14 protein-coding genes are annotated in these 15,413 nt (G+C 66.2%); 8 read left to right on the top strand and 6 right to left on the bottom strand.

Features of this window, described 5'->3' with window-relative positions:
- The 3 genes from DBV14_RS10395 to DBV14_RS10385 all read left to right on the top strand — a co-directional run.
- Nucleotides 1-325 (top strand): hypothetical protein (locus DBV14_RS10395; protein ID WP_311732764.1); only part of this gene is annotated, 325 nt, incomplete at its 5' end.
- Nucleotides 315-1,478, top strand: coding sequence for a tRNA adenosine(34) deaminase TadA (gene tadA / locus DBV14_RS10390; protein WP_124459110.1), 1,164 nt, complete (start codon nt 315-317; stop codon nt 1,476-1,478). The genes DBV14_RS10395 and tadA, both read left to right, overlap by 11 nt.
- Nucleotides 1,475-2,473: an LD-carboxypeptidase gene (locus DBV14_RS10385; protein WP_124459109.1), complete on the top strand. Its 999-nt coding sequence runs from the start codon at nt 1,475-1,477 to the stop codon at nt 2,471-2,473. The genes tadA and DBV14_RS10385 overlap by 4 nt, the downstream gene beginning before the upstream one ends.
- A 66-nt stretch (nt 2,474-2,539) precedes the next feature.
- Here DBV14_RS10385 and DBV14_RS10380 read toward each other — a convergent pair whose 3' ends face one another.
- A complete protein-coding gene (locus DBV14_RS10380; RefSeq protein ID WP_124459108.1) occupies nt 2,540-2,875 on the bottom strand; it encodes a hypothetical protein in 336 nt (111 codons plus the stop codon).
- Nucleotides 2,876-3,211: 336 nt separating this feature from the next.
- Here DBV14_RS10380 and DBV14_RS10375 point away from each other — a divergent pair, with 336 nt between their 5' ends.
- From DBV14_RS10375 to DBV14_RS10355, 5 genes are all read left to right on the top strand, one after another.
- Nucleotides 3,212-4,159 (top strand): adenylate/guanylate cyclase domain-containing protein, encoded by a 948-nt coding sequence (locus tag DBV14_RS10375; RefSeq protein ID WP_124459107.1) that lies wholly within the window; start codon nt 3,212-3,214, stop codon nt 4,157-4,159.
- Nucleotides 4,160-4,309: 150 nt separating this feature from the next.
- The gene (locus tag DBV14_RS10370; protein ID WP_124459106.1) at nt 4,310-4,672 is read left to right on the top strand and encodes a hypothetical protein; all 363 of its coding nucleotides are present in this window, start codon (nt 4,310-4,312) and stop codon (nt 4,670-4,672) included.
- 238 nt (nt 4,673-4,910) lie between these two features.
- Complete coding sequence (locus tag DBV14_RS10365) at nt 4,911-6,728, top strand: DUF1800 family protein (RefSeq protein WP_124459105.1); 1,818 nt, start codon at nt 4,911-4,913, stop codon at nt 6,726-6,728.
- A gap of 18 nt (nt 6,729-6,746) precedes the next feature.
- A complete protein-coding gene (locus tag DBV14_RS10360) occupies nt 6,747-8,207 on the top strand; it encodes a DUF1501 domain-containing protein (RefSeq protein ID WP_124459104.1) in 1,461 nt (486 codons plus the stop codon).
- Between the two features lie 8 nt (nt 8,208-8,215).
- On the top strand, nt 8,216-8,557 hold the full coding sequence (locus tag DBV14_RS10355) for a hypothetical protein (RefSeq protein ID WP_260396896.1): 342 nt from the start codon (nt 8,216-8,218) through the stop codon (nt 8,555-8,557).
- Here the strand turns inward: DBV14_RS10355 and DBV14_RS10350 are convergent.
- The 5 genes from DBV14_RS10350 to DBV14_RS10330 all read right to left on the bottom strand — a co-directional run bounded on the left by DBV14_RS10350 (nt 8,554) and on the right by DBV14_RS10330 (nt 15,202).
- Entirely contained in the window at nt 8,554-8,910 is a 357-nt protein-coding gene (locus DBV14_RS10350) for a response regulator (protein ID WP_124459102.1), read from the bottom strand. The two genes, DBV14_RS10355 and DBV14_RS10350, sit on opposite strands and share 4 nt — an antisense overlap.
- 74 nt (nt 8,911-8,984) lie before the next feature.
- Nucleotides 8,985-10,211 carry a hybrid sensor histidine kinase/response regulator gene (locus tag DBV14_RS10345; protein WP_124459101.1) on the bottom strand — a complete coding sequence of 409 codons (1,227 nt, stop codon included), beginning with the start codon at nt 10,209-10,211 and terminating at the stop codon, nt 8,985-8,987.
- Nucleotides 10,201-10,806, bottom strand: a complete 606-nt coding sequence (locus DBV14_RS10340) for a chemotaxis protein CheB (RefSeq protein WP_124459100.1) — start codon at nt 10,804-10,806, stop codon at nt 10,201-10,203. Before DBV14_RS10340 ends, DBV14_RS10345 begins: the two co-directional genes overlap by 11 nt.
- On the bottom strand, nt 10,803-11,627 hold the full coding sequence (locus DBV14_RS10335) for a protein-glutamate O-methyltransferase CheR (protein WP_260396950.1): 825 nt from the start codon (nt 11,625-11,627) through the stop codon (nt 10,803-10,805). The genes DBV14_RS10340 and DBV14_RS10335 overlap by 4 nt, the downstream gene beginning before the upstream one ends.
- Nucleotides 11,628-11,680: 53 nt before the next feature.
- Nucleotides 11,681-15,202, bottom strand: coding sequence for a response regulator (locus DBV14_RS10330; RefSeq protein WP_124459099.1), 3,522 nt, complete (start codon nt 15,200-15,202; stop codon nt 11,681-11,683).
- Nucleotides 15,203-15,413: the final 211 nt, after the last annotated feature.

The raw sequence follows: 15,413 nt of genomic DNA, 5'->3' as shown, positions 1-15,413 counted from the left end.
CACGCACAAAGAATGCACCCGTTCCGAACAGCGACAAGAGCGCGACGAAACGAACACACGAAACACAACGCAAGCTGGAGCCACTGAAATGCGCGTACTTGGATTGATCGGTCTGGTGCTGTCACTGTTGATCGTCGGATTGATCGCGAAGAAACAGATCGGGAGCAGCGTCTCGGCGACATTGCCGACCGTTCCCGGTGTGGCCGCACCGGCTGCCGGCGAAAAGCCCGCCACCGTGCGCGACCAGGCGCAGCAGGTTCAGCAACAGATGAAAGACGCGCTCGAAGCCGCTTCGCAGGCGCGCAAGATGCCGGATGACAACTGAGCCCGCATCGCCTCTGCCGGTGAACCACCACCACGACGACGGCCACGACGCCGACGCGCGCTGGATGGCGCTCGCGCTGGCCGAGGCGCGCCTTGCCGCTGATGCCGGCGAGGTGCCGGTCGGCGCGGTGCTGGTGAAAGACGGCCAGGTCATCGCCACCGGGCGCAATACGCCGGTGGCGCAACACGACCCGAGCGGACATGCGGAGATCAACGCGCTGCGTGCCGGGGCCGCCGCGCTTGGCAATTACCGGCTCGATGGCTGCGAGTTGTTCGTCACGCTGGAGCCCTGCGCGATGTGCGCGGGGGCCATGCTGCATTCGCGCCTGGCGCGCGTCGTGTATGGCGCGACCGATGCGAAGACTGGCGCGGCTGGCTCGGTGCTCGACCTCTTTGCCGAGCCTCGGCTGAACCACCACACGCGTGTGCGGGGCGGGGTGATGGCGCAGGAATGCGCGGCCGTGCTGCAGGCCTTTTTTCAGCATCGCCGCAGCGTTGCGCGCGAGCAGGCGGAGCCTCTGCGCGACGATGCGCTGCGCACGCCGGCGGAACGCTTTGCCGCGCTGGACGATTACGCATTCGCTCCGCACTACGTGCAGGACCTGCCGAGCCAACGGGGCTGGCGCATGCACTACATCGACGAAAGCGGTCCGGGCAATCCGGGCCGCGAGGGCGATCAGCTCGCCTGCTGCCTGTGCTTGCATGGCCCTGGCGAATGGGGCTACTTCTTCCGTCATCTCGTCGGCGCGCCTGGACTGCGCACGCTGGTGCCCGACCTCATCGGCTTCGGAAAGAGCGACAAGCCCAAGCGCGAGACGCCGCACACGCTCGAATGGCATCGCGACGTGTTGCTCGAATGGCTCGACCGCGTGGCGGCGCCCGAACCGATGGTGCTGGTGCACAGCGCGGCTGCTACCGCGCTTGCGTCGCTGCTGCTTCAGTCCGCTGCGCCGCATCGCTTCGCGGCAACGCTGCAGTCGCCGGACGGTGGCGAGCGCATCAAGGATGCGTGGCGCGCACCGTTTCCCGACCGGGGCTACGAAGCCGCGTTGCGCGCGCTCGGCCCTCTCGCTTCTTCATCGGGGCCGACACCGGCGCAAGCCGTGGCGCTTGCCCTGCAGGCGCGCAACGCAATGGGATACTCGACCTCGTGACCAAACACATCTATATCTACTCTCCCTCCAGTGCAATCCGCGACAAGGCTGCTTTCCGGCGCGGCGTGAAGCGACTCACGGCGCTGGGCCATGAAGTCGAAGTCGACGACGCGGCACTGTCGGTGCATCAGCGTTTTGCGGGCGACGACGCCACGCGGCTCGCCGCCATTTCGCGCGCGGCCGCAAGCGGCGCCGATGTCGCGCTCATCGCGCGCGGCGGCTACGGCCTCACGCGCATCCTCGACGCGATTCCGTACAAGGCCGTGGCCAAGGCGATCCAGAAGGGCACCGAGTTCGTCGGCTGCAGCGACTTCACCGCGCTGCAGAATGCGCTGCTTGCCAAGACCGGTGGCGTCACCTGGTCGGGCCCGGCGGTCGGCGAAGACTTCGGTGCCGAAGACGGTCCCGACGACATCATGGAAGCCTGCTTCGACGACCTGCTGAGCGGGCAGGGCGAAGGCACCGGCTGGCGCATGCCCGCGCGCGATGCCGAGCTGAAGTTCAAGCCCGTGCAAGACGCCGTGCTGTGGGGCGGCAACCTGTGCGTGCTCACCAGCCTGCTCGGCACGCCGTACTTTCCGGTGGTCGACAAGGGCGTGCTGTTCATCGAAGACACCAACGAGCATCCGTACCGCATCGAACGCATGCTCGACCAGCTGAAGCTGGCGGGTGTGCTCGCACGCCAGCGCGCGATCGTGTTCGGCCAGTTCACGGGCATCCGCAAGGTGCCGGGCTACGACCGGGGGTTTGGCTTGAACACGGTCATCGACCGCCTGCGCGCCACGCTCAAGGTGCCGGTGCTGGCCGGCCTGCCGTTCGGACACGTGCCCACCAAGGTGCTGTTGCCCGTGGGCGCGAAGGTGGCCATGGCGGCCGAAGGGCGCGACGTGTTCCTGGTGTGGGGCCACCGGCACGACCACCACGCGCACGACGATCATTCACACCACGGTCATGCGCACGACCACGCGCATCACGACCACGACCACGCGCATTGAAAGCGCCCGTCGGGCCGTAGGAAAGAGGTGTTGTTGTTGCGACCGGGAGCCGGTCGCCGCGCGGCTTCAGCCGTTGTTGGTGAAGCGTTGATGGGCGCGGGGGCCCATGGAGCTGGGCAGGCCGCCCTTGAACATGCCGTTGATGGCTTTCATCTGGCGGCGGGCGGCCGATTCGCCGTCGATGTCGCTGAGCGCGATCATCACGTCCTGCCGCAGGTACCACAGGGCTTCCATGTCGGCCGCGAAGCGCACGCGCTGGCTGACACGCTGGATCGAATGACCGCCGCGGCCTTGAAGGGCCGACAGCATGGCCGTGCGGATTCGCCCCAATTGGCTCTCTGCCACCTGGCGGGATCCGAAACCGGGCAGGTTCAGCAGACGAAGAATTCGGCGGAAGAGCATGGGAAGGAAAGCGTATTGCCGGAAGCAAGGACGGTCGCTACCTTAAGCCGCAGTTAACCGTTGCACAAGATCCGAAACAATGTTTCTTGTTTGCAAACAACACGCTTTACTAATCGTTTTCACCACCTTTTTAAATTTGTTTTCCAAAGTACTACAAAGGGTCAATATCCCCTGTGCATCCGAGTCGTTGTTACGAGCGTATACATATGGTCAACAGAGAAGCTGAATGAATCGTTTCTTGTTTGTCTGGTCGTGTGTCAAGGACATTTCTTGCAGGGAAATGCGAAGAGCCTTGACCATAATCAACCAGCGATCGCAATAGAGAATCACAACAGTATGGGTGTCAATTCCACAGTCGTATTCGCGGACTTGACGGGGAGTACCAGGGTCTTCGAAGCCATGGGGAATGCGCGGGCCACGGAAACCGTCACGCGGCTGACGCAATGGATCGGTGGCGTCTGCCAGGCGCATGGTGGCCGGGTGGTCAAGTCGCTCGGGGACGGCGTGTTCGCAATCTTCTCGAGCGGAGCCGCGGCCACGCACGCGGTCATCGAGTTGCAGCGCTATCACCAGAAGCGGCTGCTGGTCTGGCCGGCGCCCTTGCGCATGGCGCTGCAGATCGGCGTGGCCAGCGGCGAGGTGGTGGAAGTGGAGGGCGACTGCTACGGCGACGCCGTCAACCTGGCCTCGCGCCTGAGCGACCTGGCCGGGCCCGGCCAGATATGGGTGACCGATGCCGTGATCTCGCAGCTGCGCGAAGGCGGCGTGCAGCACCGCGACCTGGGCCTCATCAACATCCGCGGCCGCAGCGAAATGTCGGTGGTGCACCGCATCGACTGGCAAGAAGAAGTGACTTCTTTTCTTACAGTGCCGGCCGCGCTGGCGCCCTTGCGCATGCCCGATTCGTCATTCGGCCAGATCGAGCTGGCGTGGCTCGACGTGCGCTCGATGTTCCGCACCGAAGAACTGCCGATTCATCTCGGGCGCGTCGATGATGCGCAGTTCGTGGTGAACGATCCGCGTGTCTCGCGGCTGCATGCGCGCATCGAAGTGCGGCAGGGCAGTTGCGTGCTGATCGACGTCAGCACCTACGGCACCTGGGTGCGCTTTCATGGCAACGGCGGGCCGAGCACCGAGATCGCCTTGCGGCGTGAAGAGTGCGTGCTGCACGGCCGCGGCGAGATCGGCCTGGGCGCGCCGCTGAGCGACTTCAGCGCGCCGACCATCGCCTTCAACACGACCAGCGGTGACGTGATGCTGTCGCGCCGCGAGATCGCGCGCTGAACGTTTCCGGCCTATATTTCCGCTGGCTTTGCCGCGAACTTTGCCGGTGACGTTTGGGAACCACCCGAGGCGTTGGCGGGTGCACCGCGCGCAGGCGCGGAACGTTGCGTATCCACTTGGGCGCTCTTCGCCCTTGGCCATGGAGCCACTGTGAACTTCAAAAATCATTCTTCTGTTTTCAAATGGATGGCGATCGGCGCGATGGCCGCCGGAGCCTTGCTGGCCGCGGGTTCGGCCAGCGCGCGCGGCAGCTGGTCGGTGCAGATCGGCACGCCCGGCTACGTCGGCGGCTACCCGGCGCCGTACTACGTGCCGCCGCCGGTCTATGCCTATCCGGCCCCGGCCCCGATCTACTACGAGCCCGCCCCCCCTGTCTACTACCGGCCGCCACCGCCGGTGTACTACCGTCCGGCGCCCATCTACAGCCCGCCGCCCGGCCGCATCTACTACGGCCCCGGCTATCCCTACCGTCCGCCGAACGGCTGGGACGGCGACCGCGACTACGACGACTGATGTGCGGGGCCGCCGGGCCCCGCAGCATCCCGCGCTTCGTCGCCTGAACGCTTGCTGAAGCATGGCCAAGGACTTGGCATGCCAATTTTGTTTCTGAAAGTGACTAAAAAGTCACATTAAGACACATTTGTGGGGCCGCAAGCCTTGCTTTCAGGCGGTTGTCCACCCGAATTGCGCAGGGCATGCCCCTTGCCTTGAATCGCTCGAACGGCGTCGGAGCGCCGCAGGAGCGAGGAACATGGTGGAACAGACAGAAGAGGGCTGCACCTGTGCAGTCGATGAGCTAGCACACGGCGCGGCGCACGACGCAACGCCTGATGCAGCAACGACCGACGCATCGCGGTCCCTGAAGCTCGGGGCCGTGTTCTCCCTTTCCGCGGTACTGGCCGCGTGCGGAGGGGGAGGCGGTGGCGACGGAGGCGCGGGTGGCTTTCCTTTCCTGCCGCCGCCCGTCGGTGGCGGACCGGCGCCCGATACAGGCCCGTATCACTACCTGCAAGCCAAGAACGACGAGGAGGCCGCGCGCTTCCTGTTGCAGGCCCAGTTCTCCGCTTCCGAGACCGAAATAGCCGATGTGCGCGCCAAGGGCTACCTGCCGTGGCTCGCCGAGCAGTTCGGCGCACCGCGCGCGCCCACGGCCTGGGACTGGATGAGCCCGCGGGGCGCCATTCCCACCGAGGTTGACGACATGATCTGGCGCCAGCTCATGGCGTCGCCCGACGCGATGCGCAAGCGTCTGGCATTGGCACTCAGCGAGATCTTCGTGGTCTCGGCCACCGAGATCGGATCGAGCTGGCCCGTGACCATGATGGCGCAGTACTGGGACATGCTGGTGAACGGTGTCACCAGCAACTTTCGCCAACTGCTGGAAGACGTCTCGCTGAACCCCGCGATGGGCTTCTACCTGAACACCCGCGACAACCGCAAGGAAGACGCGAACGGACGGCAGCCCGACGAGAACTACGCGCGCGAGGTCATGCAGCTCATGTCCATCGGCCTGTACCAGCTCAACCCCGACGGCACGCCGAAGACCGGCGCCGACGGCCAGCCGATCGAAACCTACGTGCAGGACGACGTGTCGAACCTGGCGCGCGTGTTCACCGGCTACGACCTCGACATCCGGGCCTCGGAGCGCAACGCCTACCAGCCGCCGGGCGGGGGCGGCAAGATCGAATCCAACGAATGGACCACGCGGCCCATGAAGTTCGACGCCGCCCGGCACTCGACGCTCGAGGCGAAATTCCTCGGTGCGACCGTGCCCGCCGGCACGCCCGGCCCGGCGGCGCTGAAGACCGCGCTCGACACGCTTTTCAACCACCCGAACACCGGCCCCTTCATCGGCCGGCAACTGATCCAGCGGCTGGTTACCAGCAACCCCAGCCCGGCCTACGTGAAGCGCGTGGCCGACATCTTTGCCAACAACGGCAGCGGGGTGCGCGGCGACATGAAGAGCGTGTTCACCGCGGTGCTGATCGACGACGAAGCACGTGCGCCCGCAGGCCTTGCCGACCCCAACTTCGGCCGCCTGCGCGAGCCGATGCTGCGCCTCGTGCAATGGGGCCGCACCTTCGGCGTGACCTCGGCCACCGACAACTGGAAGATCGGCAACACCTCGGACCCGAGCCGGACCCTGGGCCAGAGCCCGCTGCGTTCGCCCTCGGTGTTCAACTTCTTCCGGCCGGGCTACGTGCCGCCGTCGACCGCCATCGCCACCAACAAGATGGTCGCGCCCGAGTTCCAGCTGGTGAACGAAACCAGCGTGGGCGGCTACCTGAACTTCCTGCAGGACGCGCTGCAGTATGGCTTCGACAACAAGGACGTGGTGGCCAGCTATGCCGCCGAAAAAGCCGTGGTGCTCGACGCGGCGGCGCTGGTGCGGCGGCTCAACCTGCTGCTGACCGGCAACCAGCTGTCGGCCGCCACGGTGGCGATCATCACCAACGCGCTGGCCACGCCCAGCCTCAACGCGTCGAGCAGCGACGCCGACCGCCGGAACCGCATCTGGGCCGCCGTGCTGCTGGTGATGGGCTCGCCCGAATACCTGGTCCAGAAGTAACGCGAGAGCCCACGCACCATGTACCTCATACAGACACCCGCCCAGCAATCGCGCCGCGCGTTCCTGCGCCGCACTGGCCAGCTTGCGATGGCCGGCACCGCGCTGCCGCTGGCGCTCAACCTCGCCGCCATGGGCGAAGCCGCCGCGCAGGGCGCGCCCGGCGACGACTACAAGGCGCTGGTCTGCGTCTTTCTCTTTGGCGGCAACGACTACGCCAACACTGTCGTCAACTACGACGGCGCCAGCTTCGCCAAATACACCGCCGCCCGCAGCGGCATCGCCTTGCCCATGACCGAGCTGGTCGAACTGCAGCCCACGCTGCCTCTTGCGAATGGCCGGCAGTACGCCCTGACCAAGAAGATGCCGGGCCTGTCCACGCTGTTCGACGAGGGCAAGATGGCGGTGCAACTGAACGTGGGGCCGCTCATCAAGCCGCTCACGCGCGCGCAGCTCAATGGCCCGAACCGCAGGGACTATCCGATTCCGCCCAAGCTGTTCTCGCACAACGACCAGCAGTCGGTCTGGCAATCGTCGTCGCCCGAAGGCTCCGTCATTGGCTGGGGCGGCAACATCGGCGACCTGGCGCTGCGGCAGAACCCCACGGCGGCTTCGCTCTTCACCTGCATCTCGGTATCGGGCAACACGGTGTTCCTGTCGGGCGACGAGGCCATGCAATACCAGGTGGGCACGCGCGGTGCCGTGCGCATCACCGGCGTGAGCAACACCACGGGCAATCTCTTCAACTCGGCCACCGTCAAGGCGGCCATGCAGCAGATCGCGCAGCAGCCGCGCGGCCACACGCTGGAGAACGAATACACCAAGGTCACCAAGCGCGCGGTCGATGCCGAAGGCACGATCACCACCGCCATCCAGTCGGACGACTTCGCGGCCAACTTCGCCTTTCCGGGCGGCAACAACCTGGCCGACCAGCTCAAGATGGTCGCGCGCCTGATCCGCGGGCGCACCTCGCTGGGCATCAAGCGCCAGGTGTTCTTCGTCTCGATGGGCGGCTACGACCTGCACGACGATATCGACACCCGGCAGCCCGTGCTGCTGGAGCGCCTGTCGTTTGCAATGACCGCGTTCCAGCGGCAGATGGAGGCCTTCAACATCGCCGACAAGGTGACAGCCTTCACTGCGTCCGACTTCGGCCGCACGCTGTCGAGCAACGGCAATGGCGCCGACCATGGCTGGGGCAGCCATCACTTCGTGGTCGGCGGCGCGGTGAAGGGCAAGGCGCTGTACGGCACGCCGCCGCCGGTGAGCGTGACCAACACCGCTGCCGACGACGACCAGTGGCACGTCGGGCAAGGGCGCCTGCTGCCCACCACCTCGGTCGACCAGTACGCCGCCACGCTGGCGCGCTGGTTCGGCGTGCCGGAGGATCAGCTCGACGGCATCCTGCCCAACCTCAAGAACTTTGGAATGACGGCGCCCAGCGGCATCGCCTATCCGCGCGACGTCGGGTTCATGAAATGATGACGACGATGAGCATAGGCGGCCTGAATGGCATGGAAGGCGGCGCCATCGTCGACTTCGGCGCGGAGTTCACGGCGCCGCCCAGCCAGACGCGCAGCAGCAATAGCAACAACAATCCGCCGGCGCATGCGCTGCGCCCTTTCGGCGACGTGGAGGCCGCCATTGCGGCCATCGAGGCGCTGGACCGCGACCTTCGCAAGTTCGAGCTTGCAGTGGCCGACAGCCTGCAGGACCACATCGGCCTGCAGATGGCGCAGATTACCGACAGTGCGCTGGCACGCGGATGGGAGCCCATCAGCTTCGTGCAGAAAGACGGCTTTCGCGTTTACCGCTACAAGGCGATGCGTTAGCGAGGCGCCAGGATGCGATCGAGCTGGTCGATGTCGATCGGCTTTTGCAGATGGTGGTCGAACAACCCTTCGGCCGATTGGCCGCCCGTGTCCTGCGCCGAAAACCCCGAAATGGCAACCAGCAACCGGGGCGCGCCTTCGGCCGCGCTGGCGCGCAGGCGGCGGGCCACTTCGGTGCCCGGAAAGTCGGGCAGCGTGAGGTCGATGAGCGCGGCATCGAAGCGTTCGGCGGCGGCGGCATCCAGCGCCTGTTGCGCGGTGTAGGTGCAGCGCGCCGTATGGTCCTGCAGCGTCAGCAGTTCCTGCAGCAGGTCGGCTGCGGAGTGGTTGTCATCGACGATCAGCACATTCACAGAGTGTTTTCTTTCCGGTTATCTCGAAGACCACAGTATCGCGGGCCGGCGCGCGCCGCACGGTAGGAGCAGGCCTACGTTTCGGTGGCGGCAGGGCCCTTGCTGTCCGGCGTGTCCAGCGGCAGGTCGACCACGAAGCGCGAGCCCTGGCCGGCCGTGCTCTCCACGCCGATGTGCCCGCCATGCAGGTCCACGATCTTGCGCGTGATGTACAGCCCCAGGCCCAGGCCGGCCGCGTGCTTGCGGCTGTGGTCGGTGCGCTCGAACTGCTCGAAGATGCGCTCGTGGTCCTCGGGCGCAATGCCGATGCCCTGGTCGCGCACGCTCACGCGCGCCGTGCCGTCGTCCTGCTGCTGCACCACCATCTCGACCGGCTTGCCGCCGCCGTAGCGCAATGCGTTGGTCAGCAGGTTGGTCAGCACCTGCTCGATGCGGAATTCGTCCCACACGCCGCGCAGCTCGGCCGGCGCCTCCAGCGCAATGGTCGTACCCGCGGCCTCGGCCTGCTGCCGCAGGTTCTCGACCACCGCGCGCGCCAGCGCCGCCAGGTCCACCGGCTTGGTCTGTATCGACAGCGCGTCGCGCCGCATGCGCGTCACGTCGAGCATGTCGTCGATCAGCCGCACCATGTTGCGTATCTGCCGCTGGTCGCGCTCGATCATCGCGGGCAGCCGGTCGGCCGCGAAGATCGCGAGGTTGCCCTTGGACAGGTGCAACTGCCGCAGCTGCGCTTCCAGGTAGAGCGTGTTGAGCGGCGTGCGCAGCTCGTGCGAAACCATCGACATGAAGTCGTCGCGCATGCGCACCGCGCGCTCCAGTTCGCGCTGCGTGTGCTGCAGTTGCTGCACCAGTTCTTCCTGCTTGCGATGCGCCGCCGCCAGCGACTCCATTTCGTGCCGCAGCGCCTTGCGGTGCTGGTGCAGGTCGACGAACACGTTCACCTTGCTGACCACCGCGTGCGGGTCCAGCGGCTTGTGAAGAAAGTCGACCGCGCCGCTTTCGTAGCCCTGGAAGGCGTAGTTCAGCTCGCGCCCCGCGGCACTCACGAAGATGATGGGAATGTGCCGCGTGCGCTCGGTGCCGCGCATCAGCTCGGCCAGCTCGAAGCCGTTCATGCCCGGCATCTGCACGTCGACGATGGCCAGCGCAAATTCATGCTCCAGCAGCAGCGTGAGCGCGGCTTCCGCCGACAGGGCCCGGTACACCGTGCGCCCCGGCGCACGAATCAGCGCTTCCAGCGCCAGCAGGTTTTCCGGCAGGTCATCGACGATCAGCAGCTTGCTCTCGATGTCAATGTTCATGGGCGGCCTCGAGTTGAAGAAGCAGGGTGCGCAGTTCGCGAAGGGGGAGCACGTAGTCGGGAGCGTGGCGCGCAATGGCGGCTTGGGGCATGGTGGGAATCAGTGCTTCTTTCGGTTCCTGGACGGCGGTAAGCCCGCCGGCCAGATGGATGCGGCGCAACCCTTCGGCGCCGTCTTCGTTGGCGCCCGTCAGCAAAAAGCCGGCGAGCGCGGGGCCGTAGGCGTCGGCGGCCGAGGCCATCAACACGTCGATCGATGGCCGCGAGAACAGCACCGGCGGCTCGCAGCTGAGCGAAAAACTGCGCTCGCGCTCGATCGACAGGTGGTAGCCGGGCGGCGCGAAATACAGGGTGCCGGTTGCCAGCGGCATCTTGTCGAGGGCCTCGTGCACGGCAATCGGCAGACGCTGCGCAAAAATTTCCGCCAGGTGGCTTTCATGCTCCTCGGGCAGGTGCAGCACCACGGCCATGGGAATGTGCCAGGTGGCGGGCAGCTCGTGCAGCAGCACGCTCAGCGCGTCGATGCCGCCGGCCGAAGCCCCGAGCACCACGGCGTCCACGCGCTTGTGAACAGAAGAGCGAAGCTGCCTTCTCATGCCAGCTTGCGGTAGATGCGCTCCAGGCGCGCATGCGTGTCGAAGCGGTTCGCGTAGCCCGAGAAGTCGATGCTTTCCTTCGAGCCCAGACCGAGAAAGCCACGGTGCGACAGCGACTCGTGGAACAGCCCCAGCGCCCGGTCCTGCAGCTCGCGGTTGAAGTAGATCAGCACGTTGCGGCACGACACCAGCTGCGTTTCCGCGAACACGCTGTCGGTGGCCAGGCTGTGGTCGGCAAAGATCACGTCGGCGCACAGCGAGGGGTCGAAGCGCGCGGCATCGTAGGCGGCGGTGTAGTAGTCGGAGAACTCGCCGCGCCCGCCCGCACGCTGGTAGTTGACCGTGTAGCCGCGAATCGCCTCCAGCGGAAAAATGCCTTGCCGCGCCTTCTCCAGCGAGGCCGGGTTGATGTCGGTGGCGTAGATCTGCGTGCGCTCGAGCAGGCCTTCCTCGCGCAGCAGAATGGCCAGCGAAAACACTTCTTCGCCGGTGCTGCAACCCGCCACCCACACCTTCACCGAAGGGTAGGTATGCAAGATGGGAACCACGTGCTGGCGCAGCGCCAGAAAGTAGGCCGGGTCGCGGAACATCTCGCTCACCGGAATCGTCAGGAACTGCAGCAGCCGCCCGAACAGCGCCGGCTCGCGCAGCACGCGTTCCTGCAGCGCCGAGATGCTCGGCAGCCCCAGCTGGTCGAGCGCATGCAGCACCCGGCGCTTCTGCGAAGCCACCGTGTAGTTGCGGAAGTCGTAGCTGTACTTCAGGTAGATCGCCTCCATCAGCAGGCGCAGCTCGATCTCCGTGTCGCTCAGCGGATGCAGCGGCGGCGTGGGCGCGGCGGCGGAAGTAGAAGAAGAGGGCAGGCGGCTCCGGGTCACAGTCGCTCCATTTTCGGCATCCACACGCGCAACAGCGAGAACAGCCGTTCCAGGTCCACGGGTTTCGCCAGGTAGTCGTTGGCGCCGGCGGCCAGGCATTGCTCGCGGTCGTCCTTCATGGCTTTGGCGGTGATGGCGATCACCGGCATCTTCTCGAAGCGCGGGTCGGCGCGCATGCGGCGCGTGGCTTCCAGGCCGTCCATCTCCGGCATCATCACGTCCATCAGCACCAGGTCGATCTCGCTCACCTGGTCGAGTTTTTCCAGTGCCTCGCGGCCGTTGCGGCCAATTTCCACGGCCGCGCCGCGCTGCTCCAGCGCACTGGTCAGCGCGAAGATGTTGCGCACGTCGTCGTCCACCAGCAGGATGGTGCGGCCCTCGAAGATGCGGTCGCGCCCGCGCGCCGTCTTCAGCATGCCCTGGCGCTCGCTCGACAGCTCGGCCTCCACCTTGTGCAGGAACAGCGTCACCTCGTCGAGCAGCCGCTCGGGCGAGCGGGCGCCCTTGATGATGATGGAGCGCGAATAGCGCTGCAGCTCGGTCTCTTCGTCGCGCGTGAGGTTGCGCCCGGTGTACACGATGACCGGCGGGAACGACACGATTTCTTCCGCCGCCATCTGCTTGAGCAGCTCGCTGCCCTGCATGTCGGGCAGCCGCAGGTCGGTGATCATGCAGTCGAAGACGCGGGTGCGCAGCAGCTCCAGCGCCTCTTCGCCCGAGCCCACCGCCACGATCTCGATGTCGTCGTCTTCAATCAGACGCATCACGCTTTCGCGCTGCAGCGCATCGTCTTCCACCAGCAGCACGACCTTGACCTTCTGCGTGAGCTTTTCCTCGAGCCGGCCGAACACCTTCATCAGTTCGTCGCGCGTGGCCGGCTTCAGTGCGTAGCCGATGGCGCCCATGTGCAGCGCGGCGGCCTGCGCGTTGTCCGCGGCCGAGACCACGTGGATCGGAATGTGGCGCGTGTGCGGCGAATCCTTCAGCTTCTGCAGCACATCGAGGCCGGTGCTGTCGGGCAGGCGCATGTCCAGCAGGATCGCGTCGGGCACGAACTGCGTGGCCAGCTCGAAGCCGTCGGCCGCGCCGTGCGCCACCAGGCAGCGGTAGCCCAGCTCGTGCGCCAGGTCGTAGAGGATGTGCGCAAACTGCGGCTCGTCTTCGATCACCAGCACGCGGCGCACCTGGTCGCGCGGAATCGAGCGGTCGTCGGCGAACTGCGGCGCCGGCACCGCGGCTTTGGGCGAGGGCGCCAAAGGCGTAGGCGACACCACGGCGGGCGAATGGGCCGGCGAATGGGCCGGGGTATGCGACGAATGGCCGAGGGCGCGTGCCGGCGTGGGCCTGGGAGCGGAAATGGGTTGCCCCGAAGCCTGCGGCGCCACGGCCGGCAACTGCAGGATGAAGGTGCTGCCCTGGCCCGGCTGGCTTTGCAGGGTGAGCGTGCCGCCCAGCAACTGCGTGAGGTCGCGCGAGATCGACAGGCCCAGGCCCGTGCCGCCATAGCGGCGGCTGGTGGTGCCGTCGGCCTGGCGGAAGGCCTCGAAAATCAGCTCATGCTGCTGCGGGTCGATGCCGATGCCCGAGTCGGTCACCGCAAAGGCCGCGCCGCCATCCGCCGCGGCCGACACCACCAGCGCCACTTCGCCGCGGTCGGTGAACTTGAGCGCGTTCGACAGCAGGTTCTTCAGGATCTGCTCCACACGCTGCCGGTCGGTGACCAGCATCGCCGGCGCGCCGGGCTGGATCTCCAGCCGGAAGCCCAGGTTCTTTTGCGTCGCCAGCGGCTGGAAGGTGCTTTCAAGGCTCTGGGCGAGCCGGTCGAGCGCCACGTTCTCGGGCACCAGGTCGAGCTTGCCGGCCTCGACCTTGGCAATGTCGAGAATGTCGTTGATCAACACCAGCAGGTCGTTGCCCGACGAGTAGATCGATTCCGCGAACTTCACCTGCTCCAGCGACAGGTTGCCCTGCGGGTTGTCGCCCAGCAGCTTGGCCAGGATGAGCGCGCTGTTCAGTGGCGTGCGCAGCTCGTGCGACATGTTCGCCAGGAATTCCGACTTGTAGCGGCTCGCCCGCTGCAGCTCGTCGGCACGGTCTTCCAGGTCGCGCTGCACGCGGCGCAGGGCGACGTTGCGCTGGTCCAGCGCCTCGGTGCGCTCCGACAGCTGGCTGTTGGTCTGCTCCAGCTCGGCCTGCTGGTTCTCCAGCATGGCCTGCGAAGCCCGCAGCGCGCGCGACTGTTCTTCGAGCTCTTCATTGGCGGTGCGCAGTTCTTCCTGCTGCACCTGCAGTTCTTCGTTGAGCTGCTGCGTTTCGGACAGCACGTCTTGCAGCTGCTCGCGGTAGCGCGCCGCCGCGAGCGAGGTGCCGATGTCGTCGGCCACCACTTCAAGCAGCTGGGTGCCGCGTTCGTCGAGCGCGCCGGCCAGGCCCAGCTCGATCACGCCATTGACCATGCCGTCGCTGCTCACCGGCATCAGCAGCACTGTCCTGGGCGCCATCTGGCCCAGGCCCGAATTGATCTTCAGGTAATCGGCGTCGACCGGGTCGACCATCATGCGGCGGCGTTCCGCGGCAGCCTGGCCCACCAGGCTCTCGGTGGGAGAAAACACCTGCGGCGTGGCCTCGGCCTCGCTCGAAAAGCCGTAGCTTGCCGCGCGCCGCAGCGGGCCGTGCCGCTCGCGCACGTACATCGCGCCGACCGCGCTGCCCAGGTGCCGCGAGAAAAAGGCCAGGATCTTGCGGCCCATGTCCGGCGCGCTGAGTTCGCCCACCAGTTCGCCCACCAGCTCGGTCTGCGCGCCGCGCAGCCAGGCTTCGTGCGACAGGCGCTCGGCATGCGCGTTCTGTTCCTTCAGCACCACGTCGTAGCTCTCGGACAGCCGCACCAGCTGGCGCCGCCCGAAGTACGCCACCAGTCCGGTCAGCAGCAGCGTGAACAGCAGGAACAGGCTCACCACCCACCAGGCGGTGCGGTTGGCGTCGTTGTTGCGCTGGAAGCGCAGCGCCTGCTCGGTGTCCATGAAGGCGGTGAACTCGGCGCGCATGTCGTCGGTCAGCCGCTTGCCGCGGCCCAGCCTCACCGTGGCCTGCACGTCGCCGCCGGCGCGCTTGGCGGCGATCATGCTGCGCGCAAACTCGTTCCATGCCTCCTGCAGCCCGGAAATGCGATTGACCCGGTCGACCTGTTGCTGGTTGTCCGAAACCAGGGTGCGCAAAGAGTCGGTGTCGACTTTCAGGCGAGGCAGGGCGCTTTGGTACGGCTCGAGAAAGCTTTCTTCACCGGTGATAAGAAAGCCGCGCATGCCGGTTTCCATGTCGATGCTGCGGCGCTGGAGCTCGCTGGCCGACCGGGTGACGCGGTCGGTGTGCTCGACCCAGCCGATGGTGGAGAGCAGGAAAAGGATCAACGCGACGAACACCGCGGCGCCAAGGACGCCGCCGATGAGCGGGAGCTTGAGATTGCGGCTCAGCAGGCGCTCGAAGTCGTCGGGGTCGATCGCGGAGGGAGTTTTCATTGGTCGCATTTGTAAGCAAAACTTGTCAAGTTTTGCCGAAAAAGCACGGTTTCCCTGTCGGAGAACACCCCGAGACGCGAATTTGCCTTGCGTTGCTGTTTGATAGGGCAGCGGGATTCGGGTGCTTCAGGGCGCCGCTAACGCCGACGGTGTGCTCTGCTCCGCGAATGTCCCCCGCTTCGCTCCTCCTGATATTGTTCCTCTCGCTCCC

The organism is Variovorax sp. KBW07 (genome assembly GCF_003852515.1).
In the GTDB taxonomy this organism is placed as follows: domain Bacteria; phylum Pseudomonadota; class Gammaproteobacteria; order Burkholderiales; family Burkholderiaceae_C; genus Variovorax.
The sequence above is the reverse complement of the archived record's forward strand: the minus strand, read 5'-3'. Positions and strand labels throughout refer to the sequence as shown.